We start from the raw sequence: 20,985 nt of genomic DNA, 5'->3' as shown, positions 1-20,985 counted from the left end.
AGCTTCCATGAGTCCGCTGTGTTTAGTGGGCATTGAAAATTGATTTTGATAATGAGCCTGTCTTGAATAAACTGAAACAGAGGATTACGGTATATGCCGCAACCGACCACAATGCGCTGTGTAAATTGCCTGCCACTGCCACGCTTGCCACAAGCACAGCATAGATCGCCACGCAAACCATGATGAAGAACCCCTGAAACGCAAGGGCGACAAGCCCTTTTAAGTAATTCGTCCCGATTGTACCCCATTCCCGGTTGGTAACTGTCGCTGCCGGGATTGGGGCAACTGACACATAAAGGTATATTTCAATCATGCGCCCGTATAGAATGACGGTGATGAGGACGGACATGATTTTCATACATAAGCTGATGACCATAGTTTCCAGACCAAGACCGATAAGCTCCCCTATCCCCATTGTGTCAATCTGGCTGTTGAACATGGTGGTAAGGGTAGCCTGCACGTCAAGGCTTGTAGAGCCGGATATGGAAGATGCCGCCTGTGTCACCACATGGCTTCCCACATCAAACACCGCCATGACTATATCAAAGGTCTTGGAAAGCAGCATGACAGCGATACAAGCCTTGAATAAAAAACGGAAGAACAGGCTTGTATCAAAGTCATGCATATTGTTTTTGTCGATTACCATTGTTATCAGCTCATAGATCAGCACAAAACTGATTATCATGCCTGCTATGGGGACTACCACGTTTTCCGAAAGCGTCCGTATCATGCTGAATATGCTGGAGTTCCAAGTGCTTGGTGTCTTGCTGACCTCCCCCGCAATCGTGCCGACCTTATCATTGACATCGGAAAACATGGTATCAAGGTTATTAAGTACCCACCCCTGCAGCATCTCCTTTATGAAATCAGTGATTTTGTCTATGATGCCGCCCATTTATCTTATGAAAACAAGCTGGAGAGCTGTGGAATCACCGTCTGCGCCACAATAATAATGCCCCCTCCACTCATAAGCTGTGTTATCCCCAATTAGTAGGAACAATACAGCTTTCTGGCGGGCGGCGGCACGTCAAGAAATATATATGGAGTTTTTAAAGAATCCCCCGGAGCAGGGGAGCGGTCAGCCTGTGACCTGCTCCACTTCCGGTATGGGTTTGAGATTAAAATGAATTTCGATAGAAATGTGTCTTGTTTTGTCGCTGTCTATGGTTTCATGGACAACGATTTCTTTAATCAGGCGGTTCAGGATGGAAGCGTCCAGTTCGGTGATGTCCCGGTATTCCTGTATGGATTCCACCCACTGCCTTGCGTCCACGGCAAGCCGGATTTCATTGGCAAGGTGTTTCCTGCCTTTCTCAACTTTAGCCTTTAATTCCGCCTGTTCCTTCTGTGTCTTTTCCAGCAGGAGATTGAAGTTTTCTTCTGTGATTCGTCCGGCTACCATGTCCTCATAGAGCCGCAATACCATCTTTTCCAGCACTTCAATCCGTTCTTCGTCTTTGGCAAGGGTGCGCTCCATCGCTTCCCGCTGGTCTTTCTGCTCGGCCTGGCAGGTGTCGGTCAGCCGTCCGGCCACCGCTTCGCTGTCGGTCAGGGCAGCGGTGGCGCACTCCCGGATTTTGTTCAGCACAAGAGAATAGAGCGTGTCAAATTCAACCCGGTGCTGTGTGCAGTGCTGCTTCCCATAGGCATTGTAGGTCTTACAGGAGAAAATCCGCTTCGGGAACTTCTCATGCGTGGTGCGGATGGTGAGAGCCTTTCCGCACTCCCCACATTTTATCAGCCCTGCAAAGAGGTTGATTTCCCCGGATTTGCCCGGTCGCTGGCGGGATTTCAGTTTTTCCTGCACAATCGCAAAGTCCTTTTTGTCCACCAGCGGCTCATGCGTCCCCTCCACCACAATCCAGTCCTCCGGCTTCTTATCCCGGATAGTGCCGATTTTAAAGCGGTACTCGGTCTTTTGGGAAGCGATTGCGCCGGTGTAGACGGGGTTCATCAGGATTTCCTTAATCACGGAGAAGTCCCAGACGTACCGCCCGTTTTCCGGGTCTTTCTTTTCCCATTTGGTGCGGATGTTCCGGTGTCCCCGCTTCCGGTTCCACCATGTCGGGCAGGGGTGCTTTTCTTCCTCCAGCCTGCGCCGGATGTAGTTGGGGCCGTGGCCGTCCAGCGCATATCCGAAAATCAGCCGGACAACCGGGGCGGTTTCCCCGTCAATGAGAAGGTGGTTCTTGTCCTCCGGGTCTTTCTTGTAGCCAAACGGGGCGATACAGCCGGTGAACTGGCCTTTCTGCGCCTTCAGCACATAGGAAGAATGGACTTTCTTGGAAATATCCTTGCTGTACATCTCATTCAGGATATTTTTAAAGGGCGCAATGTCGTTGTTGTCCCGCATGGTGTCGATACCGTCATTCATGGCGATGTAGCGCACACCGTTTCTTGGGAAGAAGTCCTCGATAAGCTGCCCGGTCTGCAAGTAGTTCCGTCCTAACCTCGATAAATCCTTTGTAATCACAAGGTTTATCTGTTTCCGCTCAATGGCTTTCAACATCCGTTTCAGGTCGGGGCGTTCCATGTTCAGGCCGGTGAAGCCGTCGTCCTGATAGACTGCCGTAACCTCCCATCCCTGCTTCTGGCAGAACTTTTCCAGCATATCCCGCTGGTTCTCGATACTGGCGCTCGTCCCGTCAAGGTCGTCGTCCTTGGACAGCCTGCAATAGATAGCTGCCCGGAAGCTCCCGGCAAGAAGTGTGTCCATCCCTGTATATTCCATTGCGTTCATCATAACCGTTTACCCGCACAATCCAGACGGAACACGGTCACTTGGAACCTCATCTTTATTATACCCTATTTCTTGTGGTTTAGCAAGATATTCTTTATCTGTTTTTCTGCTGTGTTTCTGTGCGATGAGGCTCACGAAAACGTCCGTAGCGTCCAGCTCACCGTCAAATACTGTGGTGACATGAATCTCTGTTTTATTTTTCGCCATAGGCAGTTGTCCTCCATACATGAAAAGGCCAGACAGGGACGGTCGGCAACGAAGTCCGGCAACGGGCTTCAAAAAACCTTGGAACTAATCCTTGTCTGGCGGTTGGGGTATTTTATACTTTTTCTTTTATTTTTCTGTTGCTTTGGTTGTTAAAGGGGAGAAAAGCCCGCAGTTACGGGATTTTGCCCGGCAACCGGCCCGGCAACGGGATAGCAACGAAGTGTGCAACGGGATAGCATTGGGCTGTTATTTGCCGGTTTTTTTCAGAAGGGAAGCTCCATTTGCTCCGGCACTGGCGTAAATCCCTCCGGGGTTTTTCCACGCCCGTTGCTGATGTCCGTTGCCGGTTGCTCCCGTTCCCATCCCTTCTGCCTGCCGTACCCGGCGAACATCCGGGGGTTGGAGAAATAATTCCAGCCGGTGACGCACTGGTTCATTATCTCGTTGATTTCCCGGATTTCCCATTGTTTCGGCTCGTCAAAGGAGTGGTTCAGGGCTTCTTTGTAAAGCTGTTTGGAGCAGACGGTATCGCCGGGGTAGCTGTCAAGGAAAGCCTGAATCATCCCGGCCTTGGTGTCCTCCGGCATGAAGTCCCGCTGGCGTTCCTTTAGGTGGCGCACCATTTCCGGGCTGAATGTCAGCTTCCATCTGCCGCTTTTGTAAATCTCCATCGCTTCTGCCCACACCTGGCTGATATAGGCTCTGGAAGCGGGTTCGTCCTCTAAAATGTGCGTTTCCGCCTGTTCCGGGCATACTTGTATGGGGATAAAGCGGCGGTTGCCGGAGCGGTCAAGGGGCAGGAAGTCAAGGGCGTTGGATGTGCCGCCGAACACACACTGCCTTGGGCGGTCTGCCGGGTGGGTTTCGTAGGGTATCTTGTAGACTTCCTTCTGACGGCTCAAAAGGACTTGATTTCCTCTATGCTCTTTGCATTTGCGGTGGCAATCATCTCCGACATTTCGATTATCCAGTGACCTTGCAGCTTCCGGTATACATTGTCATCGTCAAGCTTCCGCAAATCGTCCGAAAACCACTCGTCTTTGACTGCCAGCAGACGGAAGAAGGTGGACTTCCCGGCTCCCTGCCCGCCCACCAGACAGAGCATGACCTCAAATTTACAGCCGGGGAAAAATGCCCGGTGGATGGCTCCCAACAAAAACAGGCGCAGGGCTTCATAGGTGTACTGGTCTGTGTCTGCCCCTAAAAAATGCCGCAGACAGAAGCGCACCCGCCCGGTTCCGTCCCATGTCAGGCTGTTCAGATACTCCCGGACAGGGTGGTAACTGTTCTCATTGGCGGCAAGGTCGGCGGCGTCCTGTATCTTCTTTTCGCTTGTCAGGCCGTAAGTTTCTTCCAGATACAGCCGGATATATTTCATGTCCGTGTCGGTCATGGGGCTGTTTTGGGGTCTTTTGTAACCGATGGGCTTTAAAATATCGGTGCGGTCGGTCAGCAGGTTATAGGCAACCGCCCCGGACAGGAGCGGGTCGCACTGGAACACGGTCAGGCAGTTGCGGATGCTGTTGCGGAAGCCGCCTTTCTCGGTGGTTTCCAGCATGGCCTTGACTTCCTCAACGCTCCGGGGCGGCTCGGCGCTGTCTGCCATGTTCGCTATTTCCTGCCGTATCTGGGGCGGTAAATTCTGCCATTCGTCTTTCAAGGTTCCTCACTTCCTTTCCGTGTCCTGTAATAAGGGCTGCCCGCTCCTGAATGTCCCCGGAGAGAAGCACGTCCATCAGGTATTCCACCCGGCTCATGTTCTGCAGGGCTTCCACAAACCGGGGATTCCATGCTTCATCGGGCTGCCGTGGGGCATATTCCTCCTTCCAGCGGCGCAGGAGATGGTAATAGTCGGACAGCACCCGGAAACAGTGCCGCTCCATGCGCTTAAATTTCTGTTCCTCGGTTTCCCTCCGCAGGCGTGGACGGATGGGCGGCTTCCCGGCGTTCCTCCCGTCCTCATAAGGGATGGAGAAGTCCTGCGCCAGCATGAGGGCGGCTTCTTTACTGCCGATACCGTGGAGCCGGGAAACAAAGTCAATCACGTCCCCGGTGGCTCCGCAGCCGAAACAGTAAAAGCGGCGGTCAACCTTCATGCTTGGGTTCCTGTCGTTGTGGAACGGGCAGACGCACATCCCATTTCTGTTCACTTTAATTCCATAACGCTCCGCAGCCTGCCTTGTGGTGACGGACTGCTTCACGGCTTCAAATACGTTCAATAGGCGTTCCTCCTGATAATCCCAACGTGGGCGACACAATGTCGCTCACGTTGTCTGTAAATCTTTCCAGTTCAAAATAAAAGGCACTTGTCTGCGGTTTCCAATCACAAAACAAGTGCCTGTTTAAAGTTCCATATTCTGTTGTTTCTGTGTCCGGGGCGGCTGGCGTTTCTCTGCCTTCTCCTGCCGGATGCGTTCCTGCCGCCCTTTCAGGTTCCCCTGTACGGACGGTTTCTTCCCCGGCTCGGCGGTCTGGCGGTACTGCTCGGACGGCAATACCTGATTGAGCCAGCGGCGCACATCCCGCAGAACTTTTACATCTGCCTGCACCGCTTCCAGCTCCTCCCCCTGTTCCGGCAGGGCAGAAGCAAGCTGTTCCCGTTCCGCTTCCAAATCTTTGCGGGAGTAGGTATTGCCTTTCAGGTTGGCTTTCAAATACCGGATAGCGGCATAGTAAGCGTCCAGTTCCTCCCGGTGGCTCTCCGCAAACTGCTCTTTTTTCTTCTTCCAGCCGATAGCGGCATACTCCTTATGGACTGGCTTGCCCGCTTCGTATTTGTCAATGTAGGACAGCATGGTGTTGATGGCTTTGATGCGCTTCTCGCTTTTTTTCACGCTCGCCATGACAGAAACGGCGGTCTGGCTGATTTCATCCAGCCGGGTGTCAAGGCTCTCTACGGTGGAGATTTCTTTTTTCCGCAGAAAATCCATAGCCGCCTGTACCTTGTTGAAGTCGGCAACTGTGCCCTTGAGCTTCCCTCTGGAAGTCCAGTCGGCACGCTGTCCGCTCCGCAGTTCTAAATACTGTGAGAGCAGCTCCGATATGGTCGGCTCCTTCGTCTGTTCCAACGCTTCCATCAGAGCGGCTTTTTTCTCCTTTAAGTCGGCAATCCAGCCTTTTAAGTGGCGCACCATCTGGCGGATGGACTGCATGAGGGAGTTGGCGGCTCTGATGTCCCGGTTCAGGTTGCCGATGCTGGTCTGGATTCCTTTCTTCTCCATCTGGCAGGCGGCAGGCCCCATGTGGACGGTAGGGATTTGGTCAATCCCTTGCCGGGCATAGGAGCGCAGGTCAAGGCGTTCCGGGCGGTCGTTTGCTTCCAGATAGCGGTTAGCCGTGTCCGCCCATCCCTGCCGCCAGATTTCAGCGTACTTCTGGTCGTTCCAGTCCACGGTGTTCTCCTTGTGGCTTTTCCATCTGCCGGACGGGAGCCGGATTCTTTCGCCGTTTCCGTCGAGGTCGTATACCTTGCGGCACTTGGGAAGCCATTTCCCTTTTTCGTCCATCGCCCGCATGGTAAGCAGGATATGGGCGTGAGGGTTGCCATCCCCCTTGTCGTGGATGGCAAAGTCAGCAATCATGCCTTTGGAAACGAAAAACTCCCGGCAGTAGTCACGGATAAGGTCGGCGTACTGTCCCGGCGGGATTTCCCTTGGGATGGCAAGCACGAACCTCCGGGCAAGCTGGGAGTTCCATTGTTTCTCCTGTGCTTCGGCAGAGTTCCATAAGGTATTGCGGTCTGCAAACTCCGGCGGCACATGGGGTGGGAGCATGATTTCTTTGTGGGTGACTTCGTTCTTGTAGGGATAGTATTTCTGCTCTTGGTCGTATTCAGAGAACAGCTTTTCGCCGCTCTGGTAGGCGGCGGCAGAAACAGCGGATTCATTGTTGCTCCGCTTAATGATGGTGATTTTACAGTGCGGGCATGGCAAGTGTGCCCCTCCTTCCTCCCGGATTCCGGGCATAGAAAAAGCAGGATACCTTTTTTTCAGTTTCCTGCTTGCGTTGCCGCTGGTGGGCGGCAGGTATTTAGTTTTTGATGAGTTATCAGTTTGATAAGCTTAAATTTTACAATTTGAATTTATTCCTACAAAAGTACAAATACTCTTTAACGGTTATTTCTTTACTATGTAAAATACCGATGATAACAAATATAATTCCTGCGACTGTAAGGTAACAGTCCTTAATATCAAAAATAAAGAAGTTTGGTATCTGCAAAAAGTCTAAACTTCCTCCCCAAAAAATTTTATCTATTAAGCTACACAAACAACCTGCCAACCCAAAAACTAAAATTATTTTCACTGAAAATTTAGTTTTCTTCGTTTTTGCTCTATACAATAAATATCCTGATAGAATAATATAAATGGCAAGAATGTTAAAAACAACCATAAGAAATGAACTTGAAAAAACATCAGCAAAATTTCCAAACCATGACAAATTTGTATTTTGTTCTGGGTTAAATCGCAACAAATGAAATATTATATCAAACTCGTCTTGCATAAATAACTTTAATATAATTATTTTTATAGTTTGGTCTATCAATGTCAAAAAAAGTACAGGGATAATAAATGGCTTAATCTGTTTGATGATAAAAAACTCCTCCTCTCAAATCCTGATTTATCGCTGGCACTATTATACAGCTTTAACTTGCTAAATGGAATACGCTTTCTGAAAGATTTCCGGGTGGCAAAGCCACAAAGGGGTAGCTGGCAAAGCCAGCGCAGGGGAAGGGTAGCTTCCCCTGTGATGATTGGAGCAGATTGAAAATCTGTGGAAATCATCTGCTGTCCGCAGGACGCTCCCGGCAGGGCGCAATGCACCACTTCCCTAAGTGGTGTATAATTGCGCCCTCTTTCAGAGGGAGATTTTCCAGCTTGTCACTTTGGAAGTAAAAATTGCAAGCGAAATATCTAGAAGTCAGGAATCAGCCGTACCGATTGTGCCATAAGCGGTATAAATCAGAACGCGCCTGGCGCGCTTTGATTCTGGAACAGGCTTTTTATCGTTCCTGCTGTCGGGGCTTCTTGTCAGGATAGAGCTTTCCGTCAACAACGGCGGCATGGCTTTTTATTTTGATTTCTCCCTCCTGCTCGCTGCGCTTTGCGTTCCTGTAGCCTTCATCGGAGAGATAAAAGCGGAACCGTTCCCCTTTTAAAGCCAACAAAGCATTGTTTCTGTACTTCCACCATAATCATGTGGCGGGTTTCCGGGCGGAACCGTTCTTTTCCTGACAGGTCATGCCCCTGTAAAATCTGTTCCTGTGCTTTTGCCGCCGCAAGCCGCTGACGGATAGAATTGTTGTTTTGTTCTGTCGGGAACTGTGCTTTTACACTGGCAATAAACTGGCTGCACTCTGGTTCTGGTATTCGTTCCAGTCTTCGGATGGCGTTCTCCATGATTAACTTTGTCATTAAATCCGCTGTTACCGATACGATTTCTTTTATGCCTGCAAGAGTTTCCGCCTTGGTCGGTGCGGCATTTTGGCAAATAACATTCAGCTCATTTTTTGAAAATTTCATTTCATATCCTCCTTCTGGTTTTCTGCAAGAACCTGTTCCAAAAGACATTTGGTGTCGCTCCGGTGGAACAATACTTTTAAAATGGTGCTGACCTGTTCATCCGTCACGGCTTCCGGGTGGGGGAGATGGCTTTCCAGCATTGCCCCTCTGGTGCAGAGCCGGTGCGTCCGTTCCTTCCGGTTCAGGGTCTTTATCTGGTGTTCCAGCATTTTCTCCTTATGCTGCGCCCGCCGCAGTCTGGCTTCGGTCTTTTCAATCTCCTGATTCAGTTTTTCCAGCTTCTCATTCATGGGCAGCGTCCTCCTTCGGGAGCAGGATATAGATGTGGCTGACCTCCCCGATTCCCTGACGGACACGCATAATCATTCCCGCCTGTTCTAACTCATTCAGGGAACGCTTGCAGGTCTGGGGGCTTCGGGAGAGTGCCGCCGCTATCTCCATGACGGGGAAGCGGATGAACAGAATCCCGTTGCTGTCCTCGGTTCCCCTTGTCAGGATTTCATCCAGCAGGCGGGCATACATGACCTTTGCCGTGTTGCTGACCGGAAGCCGGAGCATTGCCTTTGGGAGTGGCATATAGGGCGGCAGGGGCGTACTGGCTATCATAAATTCACAATTCATTGGATGGTGTCCTCCTTTTGGCTCGTTTGGATAGGTAGTGGGGGCAGTCGATAATGACAGCCCGGAAACTCTGCTTGCACCCATGCTGGCATTTCCGGCAAAGTCCGTTGTAGCTTCTGCGCCCCCGGTCGTTCAGGAAGAAAGCAAGCTCTTTCTTCAACTTCTTTGACATTCTCGGCATAGTGCCTCCTCCATAGAAAAACCGCCCGATTCAGCAGGTACAGCCGGAATGGGCGGGCAGTGGTTTTTTGTGTATCGTTTCGGGGCGATTTTCAGAAGAAATACAGCCGTAGAGCCGCCCCAAAATCCCCCTTGGTATTACGGGCAGGGCAGACTATGCCCCGTGAAATTGTTGTGTTTCGGTATCGTTTCGGTGTTCATTTTGCCGGTTCCCTCTGCTGTCGTTCCTGCCCCCGTCTTTGGCGGCGTTTCGCTCTCCTTGGTACGCTCGTTCCGGTCAGGGTTCCTCCGTTTCCCTGCCGGAAGTCGTTGCGTTACATCGCCGGGGAGCATATCCCATACAGGCCGGTCATTCGATTGGAATAATCCATCGATGAACTGCCTATATCATATGACATTTTTGTACCATGTGCCGTATGTCCACGAATCAGGAATAAAGCCCAAAATCTGAAAAATTCCACGATTGCGGAAAAGGCTTTCTGCCGGACGGGTGCAAAATCAGATGTGCATTTTGCACTTCTGAAAATCCGGGCAAATCAAAAGCGCATTTTGCGCCTTTGAAAAGAATCACAAAGGGAAATGCGCCCGGCATGGATATGTGGTACAATGGGGATGGCGGCAAAAGCTGGCCGCAGGGAAGGAGCAGGAAGCCATGAAACAGGGGATAACGATTCAGGAGCGGTTAAAGGATTTAAGGACGGAGCGGCATTTAAAATTAGAGGAACTGGCGGCGGCTACAAAGATTTCCAAATCAGCCTTGGGAAGCTATGAGAATGACGAACTCAAGGAAATCAGCCACAAAAACCTTGTGGAGCTGGCAAAGTTTTACGGTGTGTCAACGGATTACCTGCTCTGCCTGACAGAGAACCGGAACCATCCGGGCATGGAACTTACGGAGCTGCATTTGAGTGACAGCATGGTGGAGTTGTTGAAAAGCGGGCGTATCAACAACCGGCTGCTGTGTGAGATTGCCACACATGAGGATTTTGTTACCCTGATAACAGACACGGAAATTTATGTAGATGGTGTGGCAACCGCCCACTTCCAAAACTTCAACAGCCTTCTGGAAGTCCTGCGGGGGCAAGTCCTTTCCCAATATCAGCCGGTGGAGGAAGATGCTGCGTTAAAGGCGTTGGAAACCATGCAGGTACAGGAAGAAGATTATTTCTGTCAGGTCACGCACCGGACTTGGGACACTATCCTCCATGCCATAAGGGAAGCGCACAAGAATGATACGGACAGTGCGCCGGACGGCTCCAATGGCATGAAGCTAATCAGGGACGCAAAGAAGGCGCTGGCCGTGCCGGGTTCCTATCTGGATGTGTTCACTGCCCTGATGTGTACGCAGCTACAAATCCGGTATGAGAAGCTGTCGGAGCAGGAGCGCACGGTTTTGAAGAATGTTATGAAGAAAACTCCGGCATATAAGGATTCCCCGTTGAGCAGGATGAAGCGGAGATAAGGAAATGCCGTTACAGGAAATTTAGCGGTTCCTGCAACGGCAGCTTCTTATTCACTGGTATAGTTGATGTCAATTCTGTAGTCACTGTCCTTATATTCAATATCCAGATGGTAATCGCCTATCTGTAATGTCGTACTATCGTCTATCGGAGAGAATGTCCTTTTCTCTGTGTCGAAAATGAAAAATTCTTCTATCAACTGGTGTTCAACTGTGTTCAGTATATCCCAGATACAATCGTCACAAAACAGTGCCTTCATCCTATGGACGCTGACAATGCCACGTCCACGGTCTATCTCCGCATATCCTGTCTTTTGGTCGGGGCTTTTGGTGATATGGACGCTGGTCTGGCTGACTTCATCATAACCAAAATTCATGATGGTTCCCCCTCGGCTGCTGTTGTCCGGGCTTTCTCCTATATCGTACAAATCTAAGGAATAGAACTGTCCTGTATTGGCACAGACAAGGACTGCCTGAGCCGGGTAGCTTTCCATGCAGATACGGCAGGTTTCGGCGGTGTTGGGGATATACTGGATAAAATTCTCTATGTCCTCGCCGTATTCACTGAATACCAAATCATGCCGGATAGTCTGGGCAATCTTGTCATATTCGTCCTTTGTGGCGGATGCCATATAGGTTGCAATCATGCTTATGGCTTCCTCTACGTCTTTTCCGTTCTGACGGGTTACACGGATATTATTGATTCCTATTACTATCATGAAAAGTATTAGCACTCCCATACAGGTCATGAAATTCCAGTACAGGAGCCACCGCTTATCAAATGAGCTTAGCCTTTCTTCTGTGCTGTCGTTTTCGTCCACTTCCCAGAAATACCACCACATTTCTTTCACTTTTTGCCATAAACCTTTCACATTCCATTCCTCCGCTTTAAACTTATATACATTTTTAGTTGATTGACCACTCTTATACTATAAAGTGATGTCACTTACCTGTCAAGTGACTGTATATTATTTGCCGAAATTCGATTACCATTTATACATACCCAAAATGGAGGGCAGGGATATGGCAACCAATAAGAAAGTATTCACTTTGCGTCTGTCAGACGAAGTGTTTGATAAAATCGGTATTTTGGCTACAAGTGAACATCGCTCATTGACCAACTATATTGAATATGTGTTAATCCAGCACTTGGAAAAAGTAGAGAAGGAACATGGCATAATTATAACTGACCAAACTAAAGATTGATTATGGCGTTTCCTGTCTTTAGATATAAAATGCTATCACTTGACTGTCTTGTGAACGTATATATTTTTTCTGATTTGGGCTACCATAAATTCATACCCGGAATGGAGGGGAGAAATATGGCAACCAACAAGCGTGTATTTACCTTGCGTCTATCAGACGAAGTATTTGATAAAATTGGATTTCTGGCAACCAAAGAACATCGCTCAATGACGAATTACATTGAATATGTGCTGATGCAGCATTTGGAACAGATTGAAAGAGAACATGGGGAGATTGAAACCGGGCAGACCGAATAGGAATGGTGCTTTCAACTTAAAATGACCAGCCATTTATATTCTGGCTGGCCATTTTATACCCTGATTACATGGTATAGATAAGTTCACTATTTATGATTTCCTCCGCCCGGCTTCGGATATTGTTCATCCGTCCTACCCATTCAAGCTGGTTCCGGGCTTTTAGTTCCTCGGTCACTTCCTCGGCGGCTTTCATCTGCTCTATAATAAGGTCAAGCCGTTCCTCTGCCTGCTCGTTCAGGTCGGCAAGGTATGTCCACAATTTCCCTGTAAGGATAAGGGAGCTGTACCGTGCCGGGTGTTCCTGTTTGAGATATTCCCGGTGCAGCCGCCCATAGCGTCCGATGGGGCGGTTCTCCTCTGGCAGCTTCAAGTCCGGGATATAGTAGTCGCCTACCAGAATATAATCAATGCCGTTCTCTGTGATTCTTTCTTTCAGTTTTTCCATTGTCGTTCCCTCCTGTGGTGGAAGGCTCGTCACTGGCCAGTTCAATCACGTCCATAATGCCACAATCCAGCGTTTCGCAGATTCGTGCCAGCGTGTCCATGCTGATGTGTTTCCCTTCTTTGCCCATGTTGGCTATCATATTTGTGGTCAGGCCAGCGGCAAGCCTTAAATCCTCTTTCCTCATGTTTCGCTCTATCAGTGTGTGCCAGAGCGGTTTGTAGCTAATGTGCATTTTTCTCCCTGCCTTTCTGCCCCGGATGGGCGCTTATACCCATTATATCAGGATTCTTGCTAACTCACAAATATTTCTTGACTGTACCGCCGGTTCCGTCTGGATTGTGCTTTTCCTTTCCTCTTTTGATTACCTCTAATTCGCCGTGACCTGCTTGATGCCCTGACTTTTCGCACCCGGATTATCATTTCCGTATCCTTCGAGCAGGTTGATGACGCCCCACACGCCCACGCCTGCGCCGATTGCTGTTACGACTGTCTTTAATCCTGTTACTGCTGTTGTAAAAAATGCCATGTTTCTACCTCTTTCTTTCTCAAAAATAATTTTTTGTCTGGTTTCCGAAAGAGTTTTTCATGTTAAAATGCCCTGCCTTATGGTAAGATAAAGACAGGGCAATCCTTTAGGAAGAACCCTGCGGGCATCCGGCATATTCAGTTTGGCGATTGGCTATGCCGGGCGCTTTGTTTTGTCCTTTCCCAAGTACATTCAAAACTCTGTTCCACTTCTGGACTTTTTGTCCAGAAGTCCTGTGGCTGGTTTACGAGTTCCCTATTCAGTTTTTTCCATATTCAGTTGTCATGCTTCAATCACGCCTGCATCCTCCACCTCATCAACGGTGTCATTGTCCCTGACTCTTGCTTTACACAGGTTCTTTACATATTTTTCGATGTCTAAGGCGTTCTTGTCGTCAAAATCGGACAAAAGCCGGTACTGCTTGTGCTTGGTGATGTCAAACTTATTGGAGAAAAATGGTCTAACCCCTCTAAGCTGCATGATGCACTTCCCTCCGTCCATGACCGCAATCTCATCTTGGCTCATCAATTCTTTTCCGGTCTTTTGATAATTTAAACCGTAGGACTGCGACGTACCCCTTGTGTCAGAGGTATTGTAAAGGTCATGAGGTAAGCGCCTCGTGGACGCTCCCTCCCGAACCGTGCGGGCACCTCTCGATGCACACGGCTCTCCATATGCCATCAACTAACAAAATCAGTCTTTTCCGTGTATCTCACGGTGGCACGCCGGGCATACTGCCAGCGTTTTCCTATGGTTCTTTAACATAACTTTTTCCCACTCATATTTACCGCTAAGGCTTTTCAGCCGTTTCACCTGATGAATCTCCACGTCATTTGTGTACTGTCCGCAGAGTTCACAGGTTTTGGAGCGCAGTTTTGCCGCTATGCGGTTCGGTTTATCATACCGCTTATAGGCGGGCAGGATATCTGCCTGCGGCACATTAGGCTTGTCCTTGCGGATAAAAGGCCCTCTGTAAAATACGCTCTCCTTCATACCGCCTTTTGTCTTATAAATGACTGTAAACCGTCCATTTCTGAAATATCTCTTTTTGATTTTTCTGGTCTTTGTGCGGTATTTATTTGCGAATGTTTTCAACATACTATAATGCATTAAACTCGCATACTTGCTCATTGCGCATACATTACATGCCAGTGAGTAATAGTTGTACAAACCTCTGATTTCAGAGTTGTACTTTGACAGGATTTCGATATCCTTACGGTTAATGAGCTGTGGTCTGTGAATGGCTTTCCAATGCTCTTTTTGTGTAACTTTGTCCTTCTTGATACGGATTGCGCCATACTCCAACAGTTTTGATTCCCATTTTTCATGCGGCATGTATAACTTTACTGCGCCGCTGTACCCCTTCACTTTCCTGCCTTGGCGTTTTGTGATTTCCCGGCTCTTTGAAATAGAGATATCATAGCCGAGGAATCTCGCCCGGTCAGTAGCATAGGTGATTTTGGTTTTCTCCACTGACAGCGTAAGGTTTAATTTTTCTTTGAGGAATACAGCAAGGTCTGCTTTTAATTCTTCCGCATCCCTTTTGCTCCCGATAATGCTTATGATAAAGTCATCCGCATAACGGACGTATTGCAGGTTTTTATAGGTTTCATCCCTGAACTGCTTAGACGGGATTTCCCTCTGTTTCTCCCGCAGTCTGCGTAATTCCCCGGCACGTTCTTTCTTTTCGGCTTCGGTAAGCGTATCCCATACTTCCCTGTTCTGGCGCATGAACTTCTGCACTTCACGGTTCCGTCTGGCGTATTCCGGGTTCACTTTACGGTTTACCCGGTTCCCTTTTATAAAGCCTTCTTTGTATTCCTCCACATACATATCCAATTCATGCAGGTAAATATTTGCCAATATGGGACTGATACCGGAACCCTGCGGAGTGCCGCAGTAAGTCCTGTTGTACTGCCATTGTTCCATATATCCGGCTTTCAGAAATTTCCACATCAATGAGATAAAAGCTTCGTCATCAATGCGCCTGCGCAGAATATCAATGATAACATGGTGGTCGAAGCTGTCAAAACATGCCTGAATGTCACCTTCCACAAACCAGTTTGCCCCCGCAAATGTCCGCTGTATCTGTTCGAGGGCTGTATGGCAGCTCCTTTTCGGGCGGAATCCGTGGGAATAGTCGGAGAAGGTTGGCTCATAAATGCTTTCCAATATCATTCGGACTACTTCCTGCACCAGCTTGTCATCCCCGGAAGGAATCCCAAGCGGACGCTTCTTACTGCTGTTTTTCTTTGCAATATATGTACGCCGTGCAGGTTTTGGGCGGTAAGAACGGTCTTTTAATGCGCTGATGATACGCTCTATTCTCGGACTGCTCATTCCGTCCAGTGTTTCACCATCCACACCCGGCGTCATGCTTCCCTCATTGGCGTAGATATTTCTATATGCCAAAAGGTAAAACTCCGGGTTGTACAGGTTCCGGTAGAGCCTTTGGAACCTATACGATAAATCTTTAGACTGTTTGTTTAGGCTATTCAATACATCAGTTGGATTTCTCATGATGCCTCACGCACCTTCCTTTCTTTCTCTGTATTAAAAGCATACTGCTCCCCTTCGTCATGTGGGCGGCTCTCCCGCTTCCGTTTTTACGGCTATCCCTGTAAATCCAGAGTCCACGGGCTACTATGGGAGCTGTGTAACCATGCCCGCATATGGGCGGGTTTAGGTCATCCCCGGTAGCGTATGCCATACTTAGCGTTCCGTGTTGTCGGTAATCTTTGTAGATATGTGGCGTTCGCCGTTCAACCTAATCTAAGGCTTGCCCTGCTTTGGATATCGCACGTCTGCCGACGATTGAGCGACAGACGCCAAAGCACCGTGCGTTTCATCTTCTTTCGCACGTAGGCCAGATACTCCCAGGCTCCGGCTACCAATCAAGCAGTTTAGCTTTCATCCTCATACACGGATTTTCATCCCCACATAAAACAGCGGTTAGAAGATTGCGCCGTTTTATGCCAGTTATAGCGTTAATAGTGGCGGCTATAACAACGACATGCTACACTCCCCAGAGGGTTTCCCCTCACGGATAAGTCGTGGAATGATAGACTATAAATTTTCACCGTCCTTTCTTTGATATCTTTGTCTACCGCTTGCTAAAGGCGGTTTATGGCATACACCCTAACGGGCGCACTATCGTTTCCTTACCCAAAATTTCCGCCATCTCTTTTAAAGTGGTCTTTTCCTTCCCTCCGAGGAATAAGGTGGTATCACAATTCCCTTCAATGGTGTCAGCGTTGTCCTTGTAAATCGCTTTAAGCTGTGACTTTGACTGCAAGATAATGGAAGCCGATATTTCCCGGCTCCTTATGGTGGCAATCAGCTTCTCAAACTTTGGTATCTGCCCGATGTTTGCAAACTCATCGAGTAAGCAGCGCACATGGACGGGCAATCTCCCATGATACACATCGTCCGCCCTGTCACAGAGCAGGTTAAAAAGCTGCGTATACATGATAGACACGATAAAATTAAATGTGTCGTCAGTATCGGAGATAATGACAAACAACGCTGTCTTTTCATCCCCGATCATATCAAGCCCCAACTCGTCATAGCTTGTCAGGTCACGCAGCTCCTTGATGTCAAAGGGGGCTAAACGTGCGCCACAGCTAATTAAAATGCTTTTGGCTGTCTTGCCCGCCGCCAGTTTATATTTTTATACTGCTTTACCGCAAAATGCTCCGGCTCTCTTTCCTCCAGCTCATCGAACATCAAATCAACGGGATTTTTAAATTCCTCATCGTCCTCCCTTGCTTCACTGGCATTTATCATGTCAAGCAAAGTAGTGAAATTCTGTTCTTCCTCCACGCACTCATACCAGATGTACCCGATCAGTGCAGTGTAATAGAGCTTCTCGGCTTTCACCCAAAAATCCTCGCCGGATTGCTGCCCCTCCCCTTTGGTGTTTAAGATGATTGTGTTTACGAGTTTCAAAATGTCCTTCTCGCTCCGGATATAAACGAGAGGTTCCGATAGGTAAGCCTTTGATGTTATCTCCAGCTTTTCCCCGGCTAGCACCGGACATGCGACTTTCACCGCATCCGGCGCCCCATCAAGCATAGTTTCAGCAGTGATACACACTCACTTTTTCACATTAGCTAAATCAGTTTGTTACGATTTACATTGACATTTCTGCCAACCCTGCGGTAACACGCAGTTTGTTTACCTTAGTAATTTGTGCCTTATTCAATTCATACTTCTTTGTCAGTGTAGCGAACTTTATACTGTCTGTTGTTGAGATAAATTCATATCCGGCAGGCGATAAAAGCAACAGATTACGGTAACTGTCTCTGCCATTTTTACACTCATTTGATTTCCTGTAACAAATACAGTGAATCACTTCCAGTTGTTCTCCAGTGATTGCACATTTACCTTCCTGCCCGGCATAGAGAGAGATTCGGTTATCATTGAACTGTACCGTTTCTCCTGTTACCGGGTGGCGCATGAGCCAGAGCATATCTTCAACATTCAGTTTCAGATTGCTGTGGATTTCCATTCTTCCGTCTAGAGTATATAGGTTGATTTTCCTGCTCTTGCGCATTGGTATTTTAAACTGCACATATGCCAGAGGTACTACTGGTGTATCTCCAATCCAGCGCATTTGTTTCGATTTTCCATACCGTTTTTTTATATACTCAAACTTCGCACATAGATTTTAGCTATGCACCTTGAAAATTCAATATCTGGCAGTATTTAGTTGTCAATGTTCAGTCAATTATGCCACTTGCAGCTTCGATTTTAAAAGTGCAGGTATTGCATCCATAAATGCTTTTACCAGCTCGTCGATTTTTTCATCAGATATATCTATCTGATCCACAAGCAGAGTTCTGAACATTTGAAGCAGTATTTGAAAAGCCTGTATCCATGTGATATCAGACATCTCATCAGAAAAGTATAAAAACAGTTCCCCCATAGAACGGGTATCATTAGATTCCCGGTTCTCCAGGGAAAGCATCATATATCTTGTAAAAACGATTGCTGTATGGGCAGTCATTGCATCATAAGATAGGGATCTGCATTCTTTACTTAGATTAAGATAGCTCTTGCAGACTTTAAAGAATACTTCAATATCCCAACGTTTTCCATAAATGCGGATAATCTCTTCTTCACTCAGACTCACGTCTGTGGAAATGAGACAAAGATATTCCTTTCTCTTGTTTTTGTTACGGATATAGACCACTTTGGCAGGGATGGTTTTTCCTTCCTTTACAACATCTACCATGACGGAAAGCAGATACCGGGAACGTCCACGCCGTTTCCTGTTTTTCTTGTAAATAGTTGTCAGCGGCATATCTTCGCTGTTATACCGGAAGAACATTTTAGGTGTTTTCTTTACCATTGCAATTACATCATATCCGATTTCTTTGACAGCATGAAGAGAGCTTGGAGAAGAGAACCAGCTGTCAAACAGAACGTATTTAGCCGGAATACCAGCCTTTTTAGCAGATTTTAAAAGTTCCAGCATGGCGATCGTTCCTTTCTTGACAGCAAGCATACGGCGCTTATATCCAACCGTTCTTTTATCCGTTTCCTTTGCTTCATTGATTCTGTTCTTTTTATTTTCGGTGGAGAGAAGGACACTGTTGACCGGGAGAAAAGTGCTTCCGTCTGACCAGCCTAATGTAAGCATGCGAAAACCAAATTTATAACAATGTTTTGCATGGTCATATACCTTTGCAAGAAGTTCCACTTTTTTGGAACGGTTACGTTCAAACATGGAATCGTCAATGATCAGTACGTTGACACGGTCTGCGGAATCAAGTGGAGCAATGGCATCCCTAATGATTCGGCTGGATAAAACCGTTGTGAACCGAATCCAGTTAATCTGGAGCATTTTCATAAAACGATAAACCGTATCTTTTGCAAAATCCGGTGAGTCTTTTCCAATCAGCAGGTTCATATACATACTTCTGTTTGAAAATATCAAAAGAAACAGATACTGAAAAATCAGTGCTGCAGAAATTCCCTTCTTTTTGTAGGCATTAGCAGTTTTCAATGCAGAAGAAAGATGAAACCGTGTAAAAAATCTTCTGATAGATTTCGAAATCTGGTTATCATTTTGATTGTCTTGTGTTATACTTTTATTCATAGCATGAGCCTCCGGATATATGATTGTTTCTGAACAACTCAATTATATCAAAACCAGACGGTTTCATGCTATTTTTATGTCAGTTATTATTGAATTTTCAAGGTGCATAGGTACTTATTCAAGTGCGAAGTTTGAGTTATATATTTGTTGTTTAATTCGCCCTGCTTTTTATACCCATCTATCCGATGGAGAAAGCGACCATTATTCACATGAGCCATTCGGCTAAAATTCAGATTTATCCTCGTAGCAATACAATAATAGTTCTGCATACCTATGACTTTGGCGTTGTATTCGTGAATGTTGCTCTTTATGTCGCTTGCTGTCTTGCTGTTTTGAATCTCTATAATTGCTTTTGAGAGTTCTTTCTGCATATGCGACATTGCCTTGTCACAGACATTTGAACTGATTACCCATGTCCTGCGTTTCTTTATCAGCCTCATACGGAACCCCAGAAATTCACTATCTCTTTTCCTGAGATTTGTGACCTTTGATTTTTCATCTGAAATTTCCAGTTTGAGCCGCTTTAGCAGCCAGTCCTCAACCGCATGGTATGTTCTGTCAGCGTCCTTACGGTTCCTGCAAAAGATTTTAAAATCATCTGCATACCGGACTATACGCATTTCCTTGAGGTTGCTCTTTTTGAGCGCCGTGTGGCTGTTGCACTTTTTTCTGCCCCGTTCGGATAATATGTGACCTTACAAGGAGACTTCATATGGTCTGCCATACCCTCCCACTGTGACGCTATCCACCAGTCCAGTTCGTTCAGGACAATGTTGGCTAACAGCGGGGAAAGTATGCCGCCCTGAGGGGTTCCCCTATCTGGGTGTAGGATTTCTCCATCTGGCATTTGAATTGGCGCTTTCAGCATTGCTTTGATTATCTGAATCAGTTTGGTATCCCGTATACCCAGCGTCCATATCTGCTGTAACAGCTTTCTATGATTTACGTTGTCAAAGAAACCCTTTATATCCACGTCCACCACATAGTGGAGTTTATTCCTTTGAGCCAGTCCATAAGCGTAGGAGACAGCGTTTTCAGCGCTCCTGCAAGGTCTGAAGCCGTATGAATGTTCATAGAACTTTGCTTCACAGATTGGCTCCATGACTTGTAATATGCATTGCTGTACAATCCGGTCTATGATACACGGTATACCTAACGGTCTTAATTTCCCGTTTGGTTTGGGAATCTCTACCCTCCTTACTGTTTTTGGCACATACCTTGTAAACTGTTTTTGAATAAGGGAGACAAAATCTTCTTCCGGCATATCTGCCAGGGATTCTATCGTTCTCCCGTCTGTACCGGCGGTATGGCTCCCATCATTGCTTTTAATATTTCTGAAAGCAAGCATGATGTTATTTGGTGCCACTATGATTTCTACGAGATTATTAAATATCTCTCCATCTCTGCTTTTTGCATACAGTTCATCAAAGATGTTCTGCATGTCATAGTATTCCGCATGGCGCAGTTTACTTCTTTTTTTAGCTTTCCGTGTCATGTACATCACCCCGTTTCATTGATTCGAGTGACAATTTCTTATTCTTACTCGACTGCATGATTAGAGAGTGTGTACTGCTGATTTTCTGCCTGACTTGTGGCCATTCCTCCGTCACCCTCTTTTTCGCAGGCAACATCGACAGTTCGACCACGACCTTTCAGCAGAGATTCATCCGCTTATTATTCTTC

The 20,985-nt window shown here is 47.4% G+C and carries 28 protein-coding genes and 3 pseudogenes; 3 read left to right on the top strand and 28 right to left on the bottom strand.

The features are described 5' to 3' along the window. Window positions 1-22: 22 nt before the first annotated feature. The 16 genes and pseudogenes from GN277_RS03820 to GN277_RS03755 all read right to left on the bottom strand — a co-directional run bounded on the left by GN277_RS03820 (window position 23) and on the right by GN277_RS03755 (window position 9,600). A complete protein-coding gene (locus GN277_RS03820) occupies window positions 23-895 on the bottom strand; it encodes a VirB6/TrbL-like conjugal transfer protein, CD1112 family (RefSeq protein ID WP_159749864.1) in 873 nt (290 codons plus the stop codon). 5 nt (window positions 896-900) lie between these two features. Next, window positions 901-987 carry a Maff2 family mobile element protein gene (locus GN277_RS32060; protein ID WP_280178642.1) on the bottom strand — a complete coding sequence of 29 codons (87 nt, stop codon included), beginning with the start codon at window positions 985-987 and terminating at the stop codon, window positions 901-903. A gap of 91 nt (window positions 988-1,078) precedes the next feature. Further along, window positions 1,079-2,743, bottom strand: a complete 1,665-nt coding sequence (locus GN277_RS03810; RefSeq protein WP_022743059.1) for a recombinase family protein — start codon at window positions 2,741-2,743, stop codon at window positions 1,079-1,081. Window positions 2,744-2,749: 6 nt separating this feature from the next. Beyond that, window positions 2,750-2,947 carry a hypothetical protein gene (locus GN277_RS03805; RefSeq protein ID WP_016223833.1) on the bottom strand — a complete coding sequence of 66 codons (198 nt, stop codon included), beginning with the start codon at window positions 2,945-2,947 and terminating at the stop codon, window positions 2,750-2,752. Between the two features lie 263 nt (window positions 2,948-3,210). Further along, a pseudogene (locus GN277_RS03795) lies at window positions 3,211-4,553 on the bottom strand (VapE domain-containing protein). Next, on the bottom strand, window positions 4,519-5,166 hold the full coding sequence (locus tag GN277_RS03790; protein ID WP_016223831.1) for a CHC2 zinc finger domain-containing protein: 648 nt from the start codon (window positions 5,164-5,166) through the stop codon (window positions 4,519-4,521). The pseudogene GN277_RS03795 and the gene GN277_RS03790 overlap by 35 nt, the downstream one beginning before the upstream one ends. Beyond that, on the bottom strand, window positions 5,153-5,281 hold the full coding sequence (locus tag GN277_RS30830) for a hypothetical protein (RefSeq protein ID WP_280178587.1): 129 nt from the start codon (window positions 5,279-5,281) through the stop codon (window positions 5,153-5,155). The genes GN277_RS03790 and GN277_RS30830 overlap by 14 nt, the downstream gene beginning before the upstream one ends. An 8-nt stretch (window positions 5,282-5,289) precedes the next feature. Beyond that, a complete protein-coding gene (gene mobQ / locus GN277_RS03785) occupies window positions 5,290-6,879 on the bottom strand; it encodes a MobQ family relaxase (protein ID WP_016223830.1) in 1,590 nt (529 codons plus the stop codon). 136 nt (window positions 6,880-7,015) lie between these two features. Then, window positions 7,016-7,489: a signal peptidase II gene (locus GN277_RS03780; RefSeq protein ID WP_330406205.1), complete on the bottom strand. Its 474-nt coding sequence runs from the start codon at window positions 7,487-7,489 to the stop codon at window positions 7,016-7,018. Window positions 7,490-7,864: 375 nt separating this feature from the next. Next, a complete protein-coding gene (locus tag GN277_RS29310; protein WP_204162858.1) occupies window positions 7,865-8,008 on the bottom strand; it encodes a hypothetical protein in 144 nt (47 codons plus the stop codon). Next, window positions 7,947-8,108 (bottom strand): DUF5720 family protein, encoded by a 162-nt coding sequence (locus GN277_RS31150; protein ID WP_322101245.1) that lies wholly within the window; start codon window positions 8,106-8,108, stop codon window positions 7,947-7,949. Before GN277_RS31150 ends, GN277_RS29310 begins: the two co-directional genes overlap by 62 nt. After that, window positions 8,065-8,466 (bottom strand): DUF5720 family protein, encoded by a 402-nt coding sequence (locus tag GN277_RS03775; RefSeq protein ID WP_322101244.1) that lies wholly within the window; start codon window positions 8,464-8,466, stop codon window positions 8,065-8,067. Before GN277_RS03775 ends, GN277_RS31150 begins: the two co-directional genes overlap by 44 nt. After that, window positions 8,463-8,756: a DUF3847 domain-containing protein gene (locus GN277_RS03770; protein WP_004054629.1), complete on the bottom strand. Its 294-nt coding sequence runs from the start codon at window positions 8,754-8,756 to the stop codon at window positions 8,463-8,465. Before GN277_RS03770 ends, GN277_RS03775 begins: the two co-directional genes overlap by 4 nt. Next, entirely contained in the window at window positions 8,749-9,087 is a 339-nt protein-coding gene (locus GN277_RS03765; RefSeq protein WP_016223828.1) for a MarR family transcriptional regulator, read from the bottom strand. Before GN277_RS03765 ends, GN277_RS03770 begins: the two co-directional genes overlap by 8 nt. Further along, window positions 9,077-9,268, bottom strand: a complete 192-nt coding sequence (locus GN277_RS03760; protein ID WP_044903452.1) for a hypothetical protein — start codon at window positions 9,266-9,268, stop codon at window positions 9,077-9,079. The genes GN277_RS03765 and GN277_RS03760 overlap by 11 nt, the downstream gene beginning before the upstream one ends. Before the next feature lie 137 nt (window positions 9,269-9,405). After that, window positions 9,406-9,600 (bottom strand): hypothetical protein, encoded by a 195-nt coding sequence (locus GN277_RS03755; RefSeq protein WP_159749058.1) that lies wholly within the window; start codon window positions 9,598-9,600, stop codon window positions 9,406-9,408. A 319-nt stretch (window positions 9,601-9,919) separates the two neighbouring features. On the opposite strand from GN277_RS03755, the gene GN277_RS03750 reads away from it, so the two are divergent. Continuing rightward, entirely contained in the window at window positions 9,920-10,729 is an 810-nt protein-coding gene (locus GN277_RS03750) for a helix-turn-helix domain-containing protein (RefSeq protein WP_016223826.1), read from the top strand. A gap of 47 nt (window positions 10,730-10,776) precedes the next feature. Here the strand turns inward: GN277_RS03750 and GN277_RS03745 are convergent, their stop codons facing one another. Continuing rightward, complete coding sequence (locus tag GN277_RS03745; protein WP_016223825.1) at window positions 10,777-11,598, bottom strand: hypothetical protein; 822 nt, start codon at window positions 11,596-11,598, stop codon at window positions 10,777-10,779. Between the two features lie 151 nt (window positions 11,599-11,749). Here GN277_RS03745 and GN277_RS03740 point away from each other — a divergent pair, with 151 nt between their 5' ends. Together GN277_RS03740 and GN277_RS03735 are read left to right on the top strand one after the other, a co-directional pair. Beyond that, complete coding sequence (locus GN277_RS03740; RefSeq protein ID WP_016223824.1) at window positions 11,750-11,932, top strand: hypothetical protein; 183 nt, start codon at window positions 11,750-11,752, stop codon at window positions 11,930-11,932. A 116-nt stretch (window positions 11,933-12,048) separates the two neighbouring features. Beyond that, the gene (locus GN277_RS03735; protein ID WP_016223823.1) at window positions 12,049-12,228 is read left to right on the top strand and encodes an Arc family DNA-binding protein; all 180 of its coding nucleotides are present in this window, start codon (window positions 12,049-12,051) and stop codon (window positions 12,226-12,228) included. A gap of 64 nt (window positions 12,229-12,292) precedes the next feature. Here the strand turns inward: GN277_RS03735 and GN277_RS03730 are convergent, their stop codons facing one another. From GN277_RS03730 to GN277_RS30820, 11 genes and pseudogenes are all read right to left on the bottom strand, one after another. Further along, the gene (locus tag GN277_RS03730) at window positions 12,293-12,673 is read right to left on the bottom strand and encodes a TnpV protein (protein ID WP_016223822.1); all 381 of its coding nucleotides are present in this window, start codon (window positions 12,671-12,673) and stop codon (window positions 12,293-12,295) included. Further along, complete coding sequence (locus GN277_RS03725) at window positions 12,633-12,905, bottom strand: helix-turn-helix domain-containing protein (RefSeq protein WP_002592698.1); 273 nt, start codon at window positions 12,903-12,905, stop codon at window positions 12,633-12,635. Before GN277_RS03725 ends, GN277_RS03730 begins: the two co-directional genes overlap by 41 nt. Window positions 12,906-13,040: 135 nt before the next feature. After that, window positions 13,041-13,199: a Maff2 family mobile element protein gene (locus tag GN277_RS03720; protein ID WP_159749862.1), complete on the bottom strand. Its 159-nt coding sequence runs from the start codon at window positions 13,197-13,199 to the stop codon at window positions 13,041-13,043. A gap of 282 nt (window positions 13,200-13,481) precedes the next feature. After that, window positions 13,482-13,802 (bottom strand): annotated as a pseudogene (locus GN277_RS03715) (VirD4-like conjugal transfer protein, CD1115 family); the annotation flags it as partial. A gap of 90 nt (window positions 13,803-13,892) precedes the next feature. Further along, window positions 13,893-15,719: a reverse transcriptase domain-containing protein gene (locus tag GN277_RS03710; protein ID WP_016295882.1), complete on the bottom strand. Its 1,827-nt coding sequence runs from the start codon at window positions 15,717-15,719 to the stop codon at window positions 13,893-13,895. Continuing rightward, a complete protein-coding gene (locus GN277_RS03705) occupies window positions 15,703-15,909 on the bottom strand; it encodes a hypothetical protein (protein ID WP_159749052.1) in 207 nt (68 codons plus the stop codon). Before GN277_RS03705 ends, GN277_RS03710 begins: the two co-directional genes overlap by 17 nt. A gap of 441 nt (window positions 15,910-16,350) precedes the next feature. Continuing rightward, window positions 16,351-17,180, bottom strand: a pseudogene (locus GN277_RS03700) (VirD4-like conjugal transfer protein, CD1115 family); the annotation flags it as partial. A 151-nt stretch (window positions 17,181-17,331) separates the two neighbouring features. Then, window positions 17,332-17,814 carry a hypothetical protein gene (locus GN277_RS03695; protein WP_159749858.1) on the bottom strand — a complete coding sequence of 161 codons (483 nt, stop codon included), beginning with the start codon at window positions 17,812-17,814 and terminating at the stop codon, window positions 17,332-17,334. A 114-nt stretch (window positions 17,815-17,928) separates the two neighbouring features. Further along, complete coding sequence (locus tag GN277_RS03690) at window positions 17,929-19,302, bottom strand: IS4 family transposase (RefSeq protein WP_159749856.1); 1,374 nt, start codon at window positions 19,300-19,302, stop codon at window positions 17,929-17,931. 86 nt (window positions 19,303-19,388) lie between these two features. Then, window positions 19,389-19,922: a reverse transcriptase domain-containing protein gene (locus tag GN277_RS30825; protein ID WP_159749854.1), complete on the bottom strand. Its 534-nt coding sequence runs from the start codon at window positions 19,920-19,922 to the stop codon at window positions 19,389-19,391. After that, window positions 19,913-20,797 (bottom strand): reverse transcriptase domain-containing protein, encoded by an 885-nt coding sequence (locus GN277_RS30820; protein WP_280178588.1) that lies wholly within the window; start codon window positions 20,795-20,797, stop codon window positions 19,913-19,915. The genes GN277_RS30825 and GN277_RS30820 overlap by 10 nt, the downstream gene beginning before the upstream one ends. Window positions 20,798-20,985: the final 188 nt, after the last annotated feature.

The sequence above is a fragment of the Sporofaciens musculi genome (genome assembly GCF_009830285.1).
GTDB classification, from domain to species: domain Bacteria; phylum Bacillota; class Clostridia; order Lachnospirales; family Lachnospiraceae; genus Sporofaciens; species Sporofaciens musculi.
Note: the sequence above shows the minus strand (reverse complement) of the source record. Positions and strands in the feature narration are given on the sequence as shown.